Annotated in this window: 17 protein-coding genes; 15 read left to right on the top strand and 2 right to left on the bottom strand. The window is 61.0% G+C overall.

Annotated elements, in window-relative coordinates:
• Positions 1-4 precede the first annotated feature (4 nt).
• From PZL22_RS24530 to virB11, 10 genes are read left to right on the top strand one after another with little or no spacing between them, the layout of a single operon-like run.
• On the top strand, positions 5-346 hold the full coding sequence (locus tag PZL22_RS24530; RefSeq protein ID WP_017264162.1) for a VirB3 family type IV secretion system protein: 342 nt from the start codon (positions 5-7) through the stop codon (positions 344-346).
• A complete protein-coding gene (locus PZL22_RS24525; RefSeq protein ID WP_088196211.1) occupies positions 339-2,717 on the top strand; it encodes a VirB4 family type IV secretion/conjugal transfer ATPase in 2,379 nt (792 codons plus the stop codon). The genes PZL22_RS24530 and PZL22_RS24525 overlap by 8 nt, the downstream gene beginning before the upstream one ends.
• The gene (virB5, locus tag PZL22_RS24520; RefSeq protein ID WP_127634297.1) at positions 2,717-3,415 is read left to right on the top strand and encodes a P-type DNA transfer protein VirB5; all 699 of its coding nucleotides are present in this window, start codon (positions 2,717-2,719) and stop codon (positions 3,413-3,415) included. The genes PZL22_RS24525 and virB5 overlap by 1 nt, the downstream gene beginning before the upstream one ends.
• Positions 3,412-3,627: an EexN family lipoprotein gene (locus PZL22_RS24515; protein ID WP_014531545.1), complete on the top strand. Its 216-nt coding sequence runs from the start codon at positions 3,412-3,414 to the stop codon at positions 3,625-3,627. The genes virB5 and PZL22_RS24515 overlap by 4 nt, the downstream gene beginning before the upstream one ends.
• A 22-nt stretch (positions 3,628-3,649) precedes the next feature.
• Entirely contained in the window at positions 3,650-4,585 is a 936-nt protein-coding gene (locus PZL22_RS24510; RefSeq protein WP_127525411.1) for a TrbL/VirB6 family protein, read from the top strand.
• On the top strand, positions 4,582-4,896 hold the full coding sequence (locus PZL22_RS24505) for a hypothetical protein (RefSeq protein ID WP_013845458.1): 315 nt from the start codon (positions 4,582-4,584) through the stop codon (positions 4,894-4,896). Before PZL22_RS24510 ends, PZL22_RS24505 begins: the two co-directional genes overlap by 4 nt.
• 4 nt (positions 4,897-4,900) lie before the next feature.
• A complete protein-coding gene (locus PZL22_RS24500; protein ID WP_013845457.1) occupies positions 4,901-5,572 on the top strand; it encodes a VirB8 family type IV secretion system protein in 672 nt (223 codons plus the stop codon).
• Positions 5,572-6,426 carry a P-type conjugative transfer protein VirB9 gene (virB9, locus tag PZL22_RS24495; protein WP_014531548.1) on the top strand — a complete coding sequence of 285 codons (855 nt, stop codon included), beginning with the start codon at positions 5,572-5,574 and terminating at the stop codon, positions 6,424-6,426. The genes PZL22_RS24500 and virB9 overlap by 1 nt, the downstream gene beginning before the upstream one ends.
• 9 nt (positions 6,427-6,435) lie before the next feature.
• Positions 6,436-7,608, top strand: coding sequence for a type IV secretion system protein VirB10 (gene virB10 / locus PZL22_RS24490; RefSeq protein WP_013845455.1), 1,173 nt, complete (start codon positions 6,436-6,438; stop codon positions 7,606-7,608).
• Between the two features lie 10 nt (positions 7,609-7,618).
• Positions 7,619-8,608: a P-type DNA transfer ATPase VirB11 gene (virB11, locus tag PZL22_RS24485; RefSeq protein ID WP_127525413.1), complete on the top strand. Its 990-nt coding sequence runs from the start codon at positions 7,619-7,621 to the stop codon at positions 8,606-8,608.
• Positions 8,609-8,918: 310 nt separating this feature from the next.
• Here the strand turns inward: virB11 and PZL22_RS24480 are convergent, their stop codons facing one another.
• Positions 8,919-10,145: an MFS transporter gene (locus PZL22_RS24480; protein WP_127634296.1), complete on the bottom strand. Its 1,227-nt coding sequence runs from the start codon at positions 10,143-10,145 to the stop codon at positions 8,919-8,921.
• Between the two features lie 38 nt (positions 10,146-10,183).
• Positions 10,184-10,795, bottom strand: coding sequence for a TetR/AcrR family transcriptional regulator (locus tag PZL22_RS24475; protein WP_127525415.1), 612 nt, complete (start codon positions 10,793-10,795; stop codon positions 10,184-10,186).
• 530 nt (positions 10,796-11,325) lie between these two features.
• Here PZL22_RS24475 and napE point away from each other — a divergent pair.
• The 5 genes from napE to PZL22_RS24450 are packed head-to-tail and all read left to right on the top strand — an operon-like array spanning position 11,326 to position 15,243.
• Positions 11,326-11,511, top strand: coding sequence for a periplasmic nitrate reductase, NapE protein (napE, locus tag PZL22_RS24470; protein WP_088198221.1), 186 nt, complete (start codon positions 11,326-11,328; stop codon positions 11,509-11,511).
• The gene (locus PZL22_RS24465) at positions 11,511-12,011 is read left to right on the top strand and encodes a ferredoxin-type protein NapF (protein WP_088201148.1); all 501 of its coding nucleotides are present in this window, start codon (positions 11,511-11,513) and stop codon (positions 12,009-12,011) included. The genes napE and PZL22_RS24465 overlap by 1 nt, the downstream gene beginning before the upstream one ends.
• Positions 12,004-12,291 (top strand): chaperone NapD, encoded by a 288-nt coding sequence (locus PZL22_RS24460; RefSeq protein ID WP_013845449.1) that lies wholly within the window; start codon positions 12,004-12,006, stop codon positions 12,289-12,291. Before PZL22_RS24465 ends, PZL22_RS24460 begins: the two co-directional genes overlap by 8 nt.
• Positions 12,266-14,770, top strand: coding sequence for a periplasmic nitrate reductase subunit alpha (gene napA, locus PZL22_RS24455; RefSeq protein WP_127634295.1), 2,505 nt, complete (start codon positions 12,266-12,268; stop codon positions 14,768-14,770). Before PZL22_RS24460 ends, napA begins: the two co-directional genes overlap by 26 nt.
• The gene (locus PZL22_RS24450; RefSeq protein WP_020479568.1) at positions 14,740-15,243 is read left to right on the top strand and encodes a nitrate reductase cytochrome c-type subunit; all 504 of its coding nucleotides are present in this window, start codon (positions 14,740-14,742) and stop codon (positions 15,241-15,243) included. The genes napA and PZL22_RS24450 overlap by 31 nt, the downstream gene beginning before the upstream one ends.
• The last annotated feature ends 1 nt before the right edge of the window (position 15,244 follow it).

Raw genomic sequence — 15,244 nt, 5'->3', positions numbered from 1 at the left:
CACCATGGCGGACTCAGGACCGGCACTCGAGGAGGACACGCTGTTCATCGCCTGCACGCGGCCCGCGATGATCGCCGGCGTAACAGTGGAAGCCATGGGCATGAACATCATGCTCACGACCATTCTTTACATCGTCGCCGGCTCCGTCGCTTACGCGCTCGTCGGCGTGGTCTTCCATCTGGTGTTCCGCGCCCTCGTCAAACATGACCACAACATGTTTCGCATCCTGCTGGCCTGGATTGAGACGCGCGGCCGGTCCCGCAACAGCGCCTATTGGGGCGGGGCGACGCTTAGCCCCCTGAAGCTCGCCCGCAAATACGATGAAAGGGACCTCGGATTTGCCTAGCCTGACCACACTCAGATCTCGCGAACTCGGTCCGGAGACCTTCATCCCCTATGTCCGCCATGTCGACGAGTCGACAATCGCGCTCGATTCCCGGGCGCTGATGGTGATGATCGCGCTCGAAGGCGTCTCCTTCGAGACCGCCGATATTCTCGACCTGAATGCCCTCCATCGCGACCTCAACACCCTCTACCGCAACATCGCCGACGAGCGGCTTGCCTTGTGGACGCATCTCATCCGCCGTCGCGACAACAGCTATCCGGAAGGCACGTTCGCCACACCGTTCTCGGCGGCGCTCAACGATAAGTACCGCGAAAGAATGGTGGGCGAGGACCTGTTTCGCAACGACCTCTATCTGTCGATTCTCTGGTCACCAGCTCGCGATCCGGCAGACAAGGCGGCAAAACTGCTGTCGCGCCTACGTCGGGCCCGCCGGGTCGGGACCGAACTCGATGAGGACGCCCTCAAGCATCTCCGCGACAAGGTCACCGACGTCACCGCCGCTTTGAGACGCTTCGAGCCGCGCGTGTTGACTCTCTACGAGCACGACGGCCTCATGTTCTCGGAACCGAGCGAGGTGCTCCATCAGCTCGTCGGCGGCCGTCGCGAGCCGATCCCGCTGACAGAGGGGCGCATCGCTTCTGCCATCTACTCGGATCGCGTCATCGTGGGGCGCGAGACGATTGAGATCCGGCACGAGGCGGACAGCCGTTATGCCGGCATGCTGAGCTTCAAGGAGTATCCGGCCCGCACCAGGACCGGCATGCTTGACGCCGTGCTCACCAGCCCGTTTGAACTCATTCTGGCGCAATCCTTCTCTTTCGTCTCGAAGGCCGACGCGCGCATGATCATGGGCCGCAAGCAGAACCAGATGGTCAGCAGCGGCGACAAGGCGGCCTCGCAGATCGAGGAACTCGATGGAGCGATGGACGATCTTGAGTCCAACCGGTTCGTGTTCGGCGAGCACCACCTGACGCTTTCCGTCTTTGCCCCCTCAGTGAAGGAACTGACCGACAATCTTGCCAAGGCACGCGCCAGCATGACCAGTGGAGGCGCAGTCGTCGCGCGCGAGGATCTCGGCCTTGAGGCGGCCTGGTGGGCGCAGCTACCGGGTAACTTCCGTTATAGGGCCCGGTCCGGCGCGATCACGTCACGGAACTTCGCAGCGCTGTCGCCCTTCCACTCTTATCCGCTCGGCCAAAAGGATGGTAACCAGTGGGGACCCGCCGTCGCCCTGCTCAAGACCGCGTCCGGCTCGCCTTACTACTTCAACTTCCATTACGGCGATCTCGGCAACACCTTCGTCTGCGGGCCGTCCGGCGCCGGCAAAACGGTGCTGCTCAACTTCATGCTGTCGCAGCTAGAAAAGCATGATCCGCATGTGGTGTTCTTCGATAAGGACAGGGGAGCCGATCTCTACGTGCGCGCCGCCGGCGGCACCTATCTGCCTCTCAAGAACGGCATCCCGACCGGTTGCACCCCCTTAAAGGCCCTCGAATTAACACCGGAGAACAAGGTCTTTCTGACACGCTGGGTCGGCAAGCTGGTCGGCTCGGCGACGCGTGAACTGAGCGTGACCGAACTCCGCGACATTGCGTCCGCCATCGACGGCCTTGCCGACCTGCCGGTCGAGCGTCGGACGATCGGCGCGCTCAGGACCTTTCTCGACAACACGAACCCGGAAGGGATCGCAGCCAGGCTGCGGCGGTGGGAGAGGGGAGGGCCGCTCGGCTGGGTATTTGACAACGTCATCGAGGATATCGGTTTCGGAGAATTCGGCGGTGGCAAATTCGTCGGCTACGACATGACCGACTTTCTCGACAACGAGGAAATCCGGGCCCCGCTGATGGCCTATCTCTTCCATCGCGTCGAGCAACTGATCGACGGCCGCAGGATCATCATCGTTGTCGACGAGTTCTGGAAAGCGCTCCAGGACGAAGGGTTCCGCGATCTCGCGCAGAACAAGCTCAAGACGATCCGCAAGCAGAACGGCCTCATGCTGTTTGCGACCCAGAGCCCGCGCGACGCGATCGTCTCGCCGATCGCTCACACCATCATCGAGCAATGCCCGACACAGATCTTCCTGCCGAACTCCCGCGGCAATCATGGCGACTATGTCGATGGCTTCAAGCTGACGGAGCGCGAATTCGAGCTGGTCGCGCGTGAGCTCTCCATCGAGAGCCGGCGGTTCGTGTTGAAGCAGGGACATAACAGCGTCGTCGCCGAGCTGGATCTCAAGGGCCTCGACGACGAACTCGCCATCCTCTCCGGACGAACCGCCAATGTCGAACTTGCCGATGCGATCCGTGCGGAGGTCGGCAGCAATGCAAAGGATTGGCTTCCCGTTTTCCAGCAAAGAAGGAGTGCGACCTGATGGCTTTCTTTCGAATTAATTGTGTGGTGATTGCCTCTGCGCTCAGCCTTTCCGCCACCGGTGCGGCAGGGCAGGGGATCCCGGTGATCGACCAGACCGCGATCGCCAAGCAGATCGAGAGCATCGCGCAGCTGAAAGCCCAACTCGATGCGCTCAATCAGCAGATCGAGCAGGCACAGCAGCTCCACGGTTCGCTCAACAAGCTCACCGACATGGCGGATGTTGCCAGCGTCTTGAACGATCCGGCCATTCGCAAAGCGCTGCCGGCAGACTTCAGCGCCATTGAGGACCTGTTCAAAGGCAACGGTACGGGCGTCGTCGCTGACTCAGCCTCAAAGCTTCTCGAAGGCAATACGACCTATCAAACCAACGCCGCCGACTTCTACGCGCAGGAGCTTTCGCGCATCCAGAACAAGAACGCCGGTCAGATGAGCCTCGGCCAACAGATTTATGATGCCGCGACCAAGCGCATAGACGGCATCGACCAGCTGCGCGAGAAGATTTCGACGGCAGGCGACGCCAAAGATATCGCCGACCTGCAGGCGCGACTTCAGGCCGAGCAGGCCTTCCTTCAGACCGATGTATTGCGGATGGAGGGTCTGCGGATGGTGCAGCAGGCGCAGGCGCAGATCGATGAACAGCGCAAGGCCGAGGACTGGCGGCAGCGCATGGACGCCATGGGAGCCGCACTGCAATGAGGGTGCACTTTTTCTGTGTTTTTCTCTTCGTTTTGGCCGCTTGCTCGAAAGAAGCCGAGCGCGTCTACACCGTCGATGAACTGATTGCCGACGAAGCGCTGCTTGCCGACGTGATCGGCAAATGCCGCCACAATTCGGGTGAGTTGAGTAACACTCTGAATTGCCAAACCGCTGCGGCCGCAGATTTCAGGGCGCGTCTTGAACGAATGTAAGGAGCGCTCGGAGGTAAAAACCGTGTATCAAGTCTTCGCCTTTGTCGACGGGCAGTTCAAGGCACCGCTCGAGACCTTCATTGCCTCGGGAACGTCGAACATTGCCGAGTGGGTCACTGGTCCCCTGACGACGGCGGTCACCCTTTACGTGGTCCTCTATGGCTATCTCGTGCTGCGCGGCTCGGTCCAGGAACCGATCCTCGATTTCGCCTTCCGTGCAATCAAGCTCGCCATCATCGTCATGCTGGTGAAGAACGCTAGCGAATACCAGACCTACGTAACGAACATCTTCTTTGACGTCCTTCCGCGCGAAATCTCCCAGGCGCTGAATACCGGGACGGAGCCGAACGCTTCGACCTTCGACGGGCTGCTCGACAAGGGACAACAGTGCGCCAAAGAGATCTGGGCGCGTGCCTCCTGGCCTATCGACATCGTCAGTGGCACGAGCGGCATGCTCGTGATCGGCGCAAGCTTCATTGTCGCCGCTATCGGCTACATCGTCTCGCTCTATGCCAGGCTTGCGCTTGCCATCGTGCTGGCGATCGGGCCGATCTTCGTGGCATTGGCCATGTTCCAGTCGACGCGTCGGTTCACCGAGGCCTGGATTGGGCAGCTTGCGAACTTCGTGATCCTGCAGGTCCTCGTCGTCGCCGTCGGCTCGCTGCTGATCACCTCAGTCGATACGACCTTTTCAGCGATCGATGCCTATAGCGATGTGCTGATGCGGCCGATCGCACTCTGCGCCATCTGCCTCGCGGCTCTCTATGTCTTCTATCAACTCCCGAACATCGCCTCGGCGCTTGCCACCGGCGGCGCGTCGTTGACCTACGGCTACGGCGCCGCACGCGACGCCCACGAAAGCACGCTCGCCTGGGCGGCTTCCCATACCGTCCGTGCGGCCGGACGTGGTGTCCGTGCCGTTGGCCGAACCTTCACCTCAAAAGGCTCCGGATCATGACGCTTTTCGCTGGAACAAGAGAAAGGCTCTCCAGGAATAATCAGAACATTCCGCTGCTTTGCATTGCGGCGATCTTAAGCGGTTGCGCATCGATGACCTATCCGCCCCCGAAATGTGACGGCTATTCGCGCCGGCCTCTCAATCGATCGATGTGGCAGTGGGAAGACAATAGCAACTTCAAGCTGAAACAGTCCGGTGCGCGACCGGCGGCTTCTCAGTCCGTCGCCACCGCTGATGTCGACGAGGGCAGGGAATTTCCCACCTTCGCACATCTCGACATCGACGCATCCTATCGTCCTTGCGAGGGTTGACTCGATGGTCTCGGCGGACGAACTCAAGACATACTTCGAAAAAGCGCGACGCTTCGATCAGGACCGCGTAATCCAGGTCGAGCGCTCGGCACGCATCGCCTGGTCTGTTGCGATCGTAGCCGGCATTCTTGCGGGCGCTTCGATCTTCGCCGTCGCCGCCCTCACGCCGCTGAAAACGATCGAGCCATTTGTCGTGCGCGTCGACAATTCGACGGGCATTGTCGATGTCGTCTCGGCGCTGACGTCGACGGCCGGCACTTACGACGAGGCCGTGACCAAATACTTCGCCGCGAAATACGTGCGTGCGCGGGAAGGCTATGTCTGGAGTGAGGCGGAGGAGAACTTCCGCACCGTCGCCTTGCTGTCGACGCAGCCGGAGCAAGCTCGTTTTTCGGCCATCTATCGCGGCAGCAATCCAGACTCGCCGCAGAACACGTACGGGCGCAGCGCCACAGCGCGCATCAGCATCGCGTCGATCTCGCTAATCAATCCGAATGTCGTGTCCGTCCGTTACATGCGCACGATTACCCGCGGCGAGGAGGTTCAACCCACCCATTGGGTTGCGACGCTCACCTTCTCTTATGTGAACTCGCCGATGTCATCGACGGATCGGCTGGTGAATCCTCTTGGTTTTGCGGTTAGCGAATACCGGGCCGATCCGGAGGCCATCAACTGATGCGGACTACTTTCATCGCCACCCTCCTTCTTACGGCCGCCGCCTCCACGGCGCTTGCCCTCGAAATCCCGCGCGGCGCGGCGCAGGACAGCCGCGTCCGTTTCGTCGACTACCAGCCCTACAACATCACCCGCATCATCGGCTCGCTGCGCTCCTCGGTGCAGGTGGAGTTCGCGCCCGACGAGGAGATCGCCCATGTCGCGCTCGGCAACAGTGTGGCCTGGGAGGTCGCCCCAGCGGGCAACATCCTGTTTCTCAAACCGCGGGAAAATCAGCCGGTCACCAATATCTCCGTCGTGACCACCCGGCGCGACGGATCGACCCGAAGCTACCAGATGGAGCTGACGGTACGGGATGGAAAGGTGGAGGTCGGCCAGAACACCTACTTTTACGTCAAGTACCGATATCCCGCCGACGAAGCCGAACGCAGGCGACAGGCCGCGGCCGCGCGTGCGATCGCCGCCCAGGCGAAGGAAGCCGACAACGTGCTGGCCATTCATGAAGCCTATGGGCCAAGGAACTGGCGCTATTCGGCGCAAGGCGCACAGGCGCTGGAACCGCAATCGGTCTACGACAATGGCAAGGTCACGACCTTTGCCTTCGTTGGCAATCAGGAAATGCCGGCCATCTACATCGAGAACTCGGACGGCAGTGAGAGCCTGGTTCCCAAGTCTGTCGACGGCAACCTGGTGCTGGTACACGCGATCAGCCGCAAGTTCATCCTTCGGAGGGGAGGGGACGTTCTTTGCGTCTTTAACGAAGCCTACGACCACGTCGGCATCAATCCGGATACTAACACGACCTCGCCCTCCGTCGAGCGGATCGTGCGGATCGACGCAGGAGCGGTGCAATAGGAGGCTGCCATGGCTCAAGAAGATGAAAACCGAATACCGGGCGAGCGGGCCGAGACGGTTTCCGGCAGGAAGATCGATAACAATCCCATGCTGAAGCGCGGCGCCGTGGCGCTGGCGGTGGTTGCCTTTGTCGGCTTCGCCTTGTTGTCGATGGGCGGGGAAGGGAAACGGCAGGACAATGCCCAGCCGGAGCGCGTGGTCATCCGACAAACGACGAACTTCGAACCGGCCAAGGAGAAATTGGAACCCGTTCAGCCAGTGCCGGAAGTGAAGCTGCCAACTCCCGTCGTGACCGAGGAGGTCAAGGAGGAAGACCCACTGCTCGACTCGGCGCGGCGGGCGCCCGTCATCGCCTATAGCAGCGGACAGAAAAACGCGACATCGCACCGTGACACCGAAAATCCTCCCATTTCGGCGGACAGCAATTTCATACCGCTCGATGGAGACACGATGGGCCAGAATACGGCCAATGCCGATGAACAGCGGTTCGAGGGGTTGCTGCGGCCGACCAGGCTTGAGGGCTCACGCGCCGGCACGCTCGGCAACCGGAACTTCATCGTTGCGATGGGAACCTCGATACCCTGTGTCCTGGAAACTGCCATGGCATCTGATCAACCTGGCTTTACAAGCTGCGTGATCAACCGTGACGTCCTCTCGGACAATGGCCGAGTCGTGCTGATGGAGAAAGGCACTCAAGTTCTCGGCGAGTACCGCGGCGGCCTTCAGCGAGGACAGAAGCGCCTCTTCGTGCTCTGGAACCGTGCGAAAACCCCGAATGGCGTCATCGTCACATTGGCCTCGCCGGCAACGGATGCCCTCGGCCGAGCCGGCGTGGATGGCTACGTCGACACTCACTGGTGGGAGCGGTTTGGAAGTGCGCTTCTCCTTTCCATCGTAGGCGACGCCACGAGCTATGCCAGCAGCCGCCTGCAGGACAGCGACGTCGACGCGCAGAAAACGACGAGCGCAGGCCAGCAGGCGGCGGCGGTCGCTGTCGAGCAATCGATCAACATTCCGCCGACGCTCAACAAACATCAGGGTGAACTGGTCTCGATCTTCGTGGCGCGCGATCTCGACTTTTCTGGTGTCTACGGATTGCGGGTGACCGGGTCGAAAAACAAGGTCCTCGACCGGGCGGTGCCGGGGGACTTCAGGCCGCAGTCAACGCTCGTGACGAAGTAGAGCAAGGCCGATGACCGAAGGTGCCGACGCAACGGTCGTTCGTGAACTGCTCTCTCCGTTCGAGCCGTTCCTCGGTGACAGGTCGCTCTACGAAGTGATCGTAAACCGGCCCGGGCAAGTGCTGACGGAAGGCGCTGGTGGTTGGCGGACCTATGACCTGCCGGAGCTTTCCTTCGAGAAGCTGATGCGCCTTGCCCGGGCAGTTGCCAGTTTTTCCCACCAATCAATTGATGAAACGCGACCCATCCTATCGGCAACCCTGCCCGGGGACGAACGCATCCAGATCGTCATCCCGCCAGCCACCACCAGGAACACGGTCAGCATCACCATCCGGAAGCCATCGTCGGTCACATTCACCCTCAATGATCTGAAAGAGAGAGAGTTTTTCTCCGAGACGCGAGCGGCCAACGACGGCGCCTCGACGCGGGACGAGGGCTTGCTGGCGCTTTACCGTGCCGGCCGCTTCAAGGAATTCTTGCGGCAAGCCGTCATTTCACGGAAGAACATCATCATCTCAGGCGCAACCGGCTCGGGCAAGACGACTCTCTCGAAAGCGCTGGTTAAACACATTCCCGAGCATGAGCGGATCATTTCGATCGAGGACACACCCGAACTCATTATTCCGCAGCCCAACCACGTGCGCCTATTCTATTCGAAGGGTGCCCAGGGACTCTCGGGGGCTGGCCCCAAAGAGCTGCTCGAATCCTGTCTCCGGATGCGGCCGGACCGAATTTTGCTGCAGGAACTGCGCGATGGCACGGCATTCTACTACGTTCGCAACGTCAACTCCGGTCACCCCGGATCGATAACTACCGTGCATGCCGATTCTGCCAAACTCGCCTTCCAACAGTTAACGCTTCTCGTGAAGGAATCGGCAGGGGGACGGAATCTGGACCGTGATGACATCGATAAATTATTGAGGGTATCAATCGACGTAATTGTTCAATGCAAGCGAATAGATGGGCGATTTCGTGCAACAGAAATCTACGTTCGAGCCTGAACTTGTAGGCCCGCGGTTCGAATTGAGTCTGAAGCGTTTCTTCATGCGCTACGCACGGCGCAGATTCTCAATGTTCTTTCGGCAACCGATGGAGGGCGCTCACCGCCTATGGATGTTCTTACTTTCTCTGCATCGGGAGCCAGTGCGAGGATCTTCGGGGCAGCGCCGTATCAGGCGAACTCAGGCGTGTTGACGCATAACGATCGCAGACTCAAGGCTGCGCGCATGATCATCAACGCAGCCTTGAGAAATCGCTCCCCAACGGCATCAACAGCCGCAGATCGGCGATTGGAGGCGACCCTAAATTCGTTCAATGCAGCAAGCTTCTTTCCTGACCGTGTTTCTCGGTCAGGAAGATGGCGACCGCTGTGGCGGGCAGCGCGAAGCCGATCATGGACGCGAACCACCATCCACCAGAGGCAAAAGCCCAGGCACCCAAGGCAGAGCCAATGGCGCCGCCAGTGAAGAAGATAGCCATGAACAGGCCGTTGAGCCGGCTGCGCAAATCGGGGCCGAGTTCGTAAATCGAGCGCTGCCCGGTCACCAACGTCATGGTTACGCCGAAGTCGAGCAGGATGGCAGCAAGCGTCAGAAGCGTAAGCGCAATGGTTGAACCTTCAGAAGCGATTTGTGTCATCAGAAAAGCGACACCGACACTGAGAAGGCCGAATGCCGTCGCCGGCCGAACCAACCCCTTATCCGCGAGGCGTCCCGCGATGGGGGAAGCAATGGCGCCCGCAACACCGGCGAGGGCGAAAAGCGCAATGCCGTTGTGACCCAGCCCAAAGCGCGGGCCTGCAAGATAGAGCGGCGTGACGGTCCAGAAGAGGCTGAATGCGGCGAACTGACAGGCCTGATATGCGGCGCGGCGCTGCAGGACCGGCTGCGTCGCGAGAAGCTGGGCCATCGACTTGAGCAGCTGGCCGTAACTCAGCCGGGCCGTCGGCATGCGCGTCGGCAGTTGGACCCATAGCAGGGTTCCAAGCCCGACCATGACGATAGCGGAAATATAGAAGACGGCATGCCAAGAGCTGAGGCCGGCGATCAGCCCGGCAATCGGCCGCGCCATCATGATGCCGACCATCAACCCGCTCATGATATTGCCGACGACGCGGCCCCGAGCCGCATCCGGAGCAAGGTTAGCAGCGAAGGGAACGATCATCTGGACTGCAACCGAGCCTACCCCGATGGCAAGCGAAGCGGTGAGGAAGGGCCCGGGCGTGGTTGAGAGGCCGGCCGCGATCAGGGCGAGAGTAACCAGGCCGATCATGGTCACGATCAGCCGACGATTTTCCACGAGGTCACCCAGCGGCACGAGCAGCAGCAGCCCAAGGCCATAGCCGATCTGCGTCAGGGTAACGATCAGGCCGGTTGCCTCTGCCGGCAGGCCGATGTCGACTGCGATCGGCCCGGCGAGTGGCTGGGTATAGTAGAGGTTGGCGGCAATCAGGCCGCAGGCGGTGGCCATCAGAAATGTCATGCCGGCAGAGAGTCCGGGCGGATGCTGCGTCTGGGCGGTGGAAGCGGGAGTTGTCATTGAAAATTCCGTGGGAGAAAGGAGGGCGGGCGGTTTATTCAGTCGAGAATGCGCAAGACGGCTTCGGCGGAAGGGAGCATCTGGCTCTCCAACTCTGCGGTTTTGCCGGCGATGCGGACGCCCTGAAGATAGGAAAACAGCGCAAGCGCGGTCGCCGCAGGATCGACGTCCTGGCGGATTGAGCCGTCCAACTGGCCATCGCGGATGAAACCCTCGAGCCGGGCGACGAGCTTGCGATTGTGTCCGCCGACCCTGTCGGCGATCTCCGCGTCGGACAGAACCAGTTCCACGGCGGCGCCAATGGCCAGGCATCCGCGCCTACCGGTCTCGCCACAGGCGGACATGGCATAGAAACCGACGACGCGGGCAATCTTTTCGCGACCGGTGGAGGCTGAAGACAGCGCCTGATCCAGAAGATCGGCCCGGATCTGTTTATAGCGGTCGTAGGCGGCGACGAAGACGTCACGCTTGTCACGAAACGCCTTGTATATGCTGCCGGCGGTCAGTCCCATTTCCGTTTTCAGTTCGGCGATGGAGGTCCCGTGATAGCCCTTCTCCGAAAATATGCGGATCGCCGCATCCAGAGCCTGGTTCATGTCGAATTCGCGCGGCCGCCCGACGCGGCGATTAGAGATGCTTCCGAAGTTCATCTGACAACCTAATAGGAAACGAGCATTTCCTATTAGGTTGCGGAATTGATTTCGTCAAGCCATTCGCTCATCGGCATCGCAGCTGATGGCACCAAGTTGCAGCACCAAGCGCTCGACCTGCGGAAATATTCCTCATTGCCTCTGCAGGTATCTTAAGGCTGGCCCATCGTTGCAATGTTGTTGACCTTGATCAAATGGATTTGTGCTCCGCTGTGTAGTCCGAGACATCGCCTAAAGAGTCACCTTTATACCGACCAACAACGGCTATCTCGACGCAGCTCTCGCCGCGGCCAACAATAAACGAAGCCAGGTAAACAGTAGACCAATCCATACACCGGGCCTCAATGCCTCGCTACGCGCTTGTATTAGACTTCGGTAATAATTATCGCCCCGCTCCCCAAGTAATTGACAAACAACAATTTCCCTTGGAGCATTGTAAACTGCGACACACGAATTATCTGGGATCTCCCTTTATTTTTATCTGCTAGGTACTAAACTTCTCTCAGGCGTATGCGGAGAGGAGACGCTAAATGCCCGATGCTGATCAGCCAACCGCGAGCCTACCACGATCGCAGCGGCGAAACGAATTCACCACCTTCCTCGTCCTGGCCTTCGGCATCTGGCCAATCGTCGCCGTGGGCGTCGTGGGTGCTTACGGCTTTCTTGTCTGGATGTTCCAGATCATCTTCGGCCCACCCGGCCCTCCGGCGCACTAATGAGCAAGCCGGTCCACCTATCGAGGCGAAATTTTCTCCGCGGTTTTAACAAGCGGGGGAGTGGGCGTGTCTCTCCGCCGGGAGCAACCCCGGAAGGCCTCGAGGCCTGCACCGGCTGCGGACGGTGCGTCGACGCCTGTCCGACGCAGATTATCCGGCTGATCAAGGATCGCCCGGCGCTCGATTTCTCCGTCGCCGAGTGCACCTTCTGCGGCCAATGCGCGGAACTCTGTCCCGAGCCGGTCTTCGCCGGCCGGCCACAACAATTTCCACACATCGCGATGATCGGCGAGAGCTGTCTTGCCAGGAATCGCACCGATTGCCAGGCCTGTCGCGACGCCTGTCCGACGGAGGCGATCCGCTTCCGGCCGCGTGCCGGCGGGCCCTTCTTGCCCGAGCTTGACGAAGAGGCCTGCACCGGCTGCGGCGCCTGCCTTTCCGTCTGTCCAGTGGCAGCGATAGGCATTCGCGAGGTCGAGTGGGAGCGCGCCCATGTCTGATCGGAGCGCGTCCTATCATATCTCCAGCGCCGTCATCGTGACGATGCCGCATATGCGGGAGCGTGTCGTCGCTGAACTTGCCGAGATGCCCAACGTCGAGATCTACGCCCATGAGGCGGGAAAGATCGTCGTCGTGATCGAGGGCACCAGCACCGGGATGCTCGGTGAAAGTCTTTCGCGTATCGCGGTGCTCGAGGGCGTGGTGGCAGCCAACATGGTGTTTGAGCATGTCGAAACTCAAGGAGAGATCGGCCATGACCGGCGAACTGACGCGGCGTGAAATGTTGAAGGCGCATGCGGCCGGCATCGCCGCTGCGACGGCGGGGATCGCGCTTCCGGCGGCGGCCCAGCCCGTGCCGGGCGGCGTCGAAGCGCTTCAGATAAAGTGGTCCAAGGCGCCCTGCCGTTTCTGCGGTACCGGCTGCGGGGTGATGGTCGGGGTCAAGGAGGGACAGGTCGTCGCCACCCATGGCGACATGCAGGCCGAGGTCAACCGCGGCCTCAACTGCATCAAGGGCTACTTCCTGTCGAAGATCATGTACGGCGCCGACCGTCTGAAGACGCCACTTCTGCGCAAGCGCAACGGTGCCTTTGCCAAGGACGGCGAGTTCGAGCCGGTGAGCTGGGACGAGGCCTTCGAAGTCATGGCCGAGCAGGCGAAGCGGGTGCTGAAGGACAAGGGCCCGACCGCCGTCGGCATGTTCGGCTCTGGGCAATGGACCATCTTCGAGGGTTACGCGGCCACGAAGCTTATGCGCGCCGGGTTCCGCTCGAACAATCTCGATCCCAATGCCCGCCACTGCATGGCCTCGGCCGCCTACGCTTTCATGCGCACCTTCGGCATGGACGAGCCGATGGGCTGTTACGACGACTTCGAGCACGCGGACGCCTTCGTGCTCTGGGGCTCGAACATGGCGGAAATGCACCCGATCCTGTGGACGCGTCTCGCCGACCGTCGGCTCGGCCACGAGCATGTGAAGGTGGCGGTGCTCTCGACCTTCACCCACCGCAGCATGGATCTGGCCGACATCCCGATCGTCTTCAAACCGGGCACCGATCTGGCGATCCTGAACTACATCGCCAACCACATCATCCAGACCGGCAGAGTGAATGAGGATTTCGTCAGGAAGCATACGACGTTCATGCTCGGCGCGACCGACATTGGCTATGGCCTGAGGCCCGACAATCCGCTCGAGGTCAAGGCCCTGAACGCCAAGGATGCGGCTAAAATGACGCCGAGCGACTTCGAGAGCTTCAAGACTTTCGTGTCGGAATACACGCTCGACAAGGTGGTCGAACTCACCGGGGTCGAGGCCGGATTCCTCGAACAACTGGCCGACCTTTATGCCGATCCCAAGCGCAAGGTCATGTCGCTCTGGACCATGGGGTTCAACCAGCATGTGCGCGGCGTCTGGGTCAACCAGATGGTGTACAACCTGCATCTCCTGACCGGGAAGATCTCCGAGCCGGGCAACAGCCCGTTCTCGCTGACCGGTCAACCCTCGGCCTGCGGGACGGCGCGCGAGGTCGGCACCTTCGCCCACCGGCTGCCAGCCGACATGACCGTGACCAATCCGGAGCACCGCAAGCATGCCGAGGAGATCTGGCGCATTCCCCACGGCATCATTCCGGAGAAACCCGGATACCATGCGGTTGAGCAGGACCGGATGCTGAAAGACGGCAAGCTCAATTTCTATTGGGTGCAGGTCAACAACAACGTCCAGGCGGCTCCCAATACGCAGAACGAGACCTATCAGGGCTATCGTAATCCGGACAATTTTATCGTCGTGTCCGACGTCTATCCGACGATCACCGCTATGAGCGCGGACCTGATCCTTCCGGCCGCCATGTGGGTGGAGAAGGAAGGCGCCTATGGCAATGCGGAGCGGCGCACCCATGTCTGGCACCAGCTCGTCGATGCGCCCGGCGAGGCCCGTTCCGATCTCTGGCAGATGGTGGAGTTTTCCAAGCGCTTCACCACCGACGAGGTGTGGCCGACCGACATCCTCGACGCCAGTCCCGGCTATCGGGGCAAGACCCTCTACGACGTGCTCTTCAAGAACGGCAACGTCGACCGCTTCCCGGCAAGCGAGATCAGCAGGGAATACGCCAACCGCGAGGCCGAGGCCTTCGGCTTCTACATCCAGAAGGGCCTGTTCGAGGAATATGCCTCCTTCGGGCGCGGTCACGGGCATGACCTCGCCCCCTATGACCGCTACCACGAGGAGCGGGGGCTCCGCTGGCCTGTCGTCGACGGCAAGGAGACGCTCTGGCGCTACCGGGAGGGCTACGATCCCTACGTGAAGCCGGGGGAGGGCGTGAAGTTCTATGGTCGTCCGGACGGCAAGGCGGTGATCCTCGCCGTTCCCTACGAGCCGCCGGCGGAATCTCCCGACGACGAATACAACGTTTGGCTGGTGACGGGCCGCGTCCTCGAGCACTGGCATTCCGGCTCGATGACGATGCGGGTGCCGGAACTCTACAAGGCGTTCCCCGGTGCAGTCTGCTTCATGAATGCGGGCGACGCACGCGATCGCGGTATCAACCAGGGGGCCGAGGTCAGGATCGTTTCCCGCCGCGGCGAGATTCGCGCGCGCGTCGAGACGCGCGGCCGCAACCGCATGCCGCCGGGCGTCATCTTCGTACCCTGGTTCGACGCCAGCAGGCTGATCAACAAGGTGACACTCGACGCAACCGATCCCATCTCCAAACAGACGGATTTCAAAAAATGCGCGGTCAAAATCGTCTCTGTCGCATGATGAGAAGCCCTGGATCGATACTGGGGGCGCCGTTGGCCATCCTGGTCGTCGCAACGGGAGCAATCGCGCAAATGGCTGACAAACGGGTGCCGGAGCTTTCCGGCCCGCCGCAGGAAATGGGCGAAGTAGAGGCGCACCCGATCCCGAAGTGGGTTGTTGACGACGTCCGCAAGGAGCGCGCCTATCCCGACCAGCCCCCAGTCATCCCGCATTCGATCGAGGGCTACCAACTTTCGGTCAACACCAACCGATGCCTTTCCTGCCACAAGCGCGAACTCACACAGGAGTCCGGCGCGCCGATGATCAGCGTCACCCATTACATGACGCGGGAGGGGCAGATGCTCGCCGACGTTTCGCCGCGGCGCTATTTCTGCACAGCCTGCCACGTGCCGCAGGCGGACGTGCGACCGCTCGTCGGCAACACCTTCCGGGACATGAGCGAGATGGGCGTCAGCCAGGCGGGGAGCGAGTAGG

Source organism: Ensifer meliloti, assembly GCF_030064585.1.
Taxonomy (GTDB): domain Bacteria; phylum Pseudomonadota; class Alphaproteobacteria; order Rhizobiales; family Rhizobiaceae; genus Sinorhizobium; species Sinorhizobium meliloti.
This window is presented reverse-complemented; position numbering and strand designations above follow the sequence as displayed.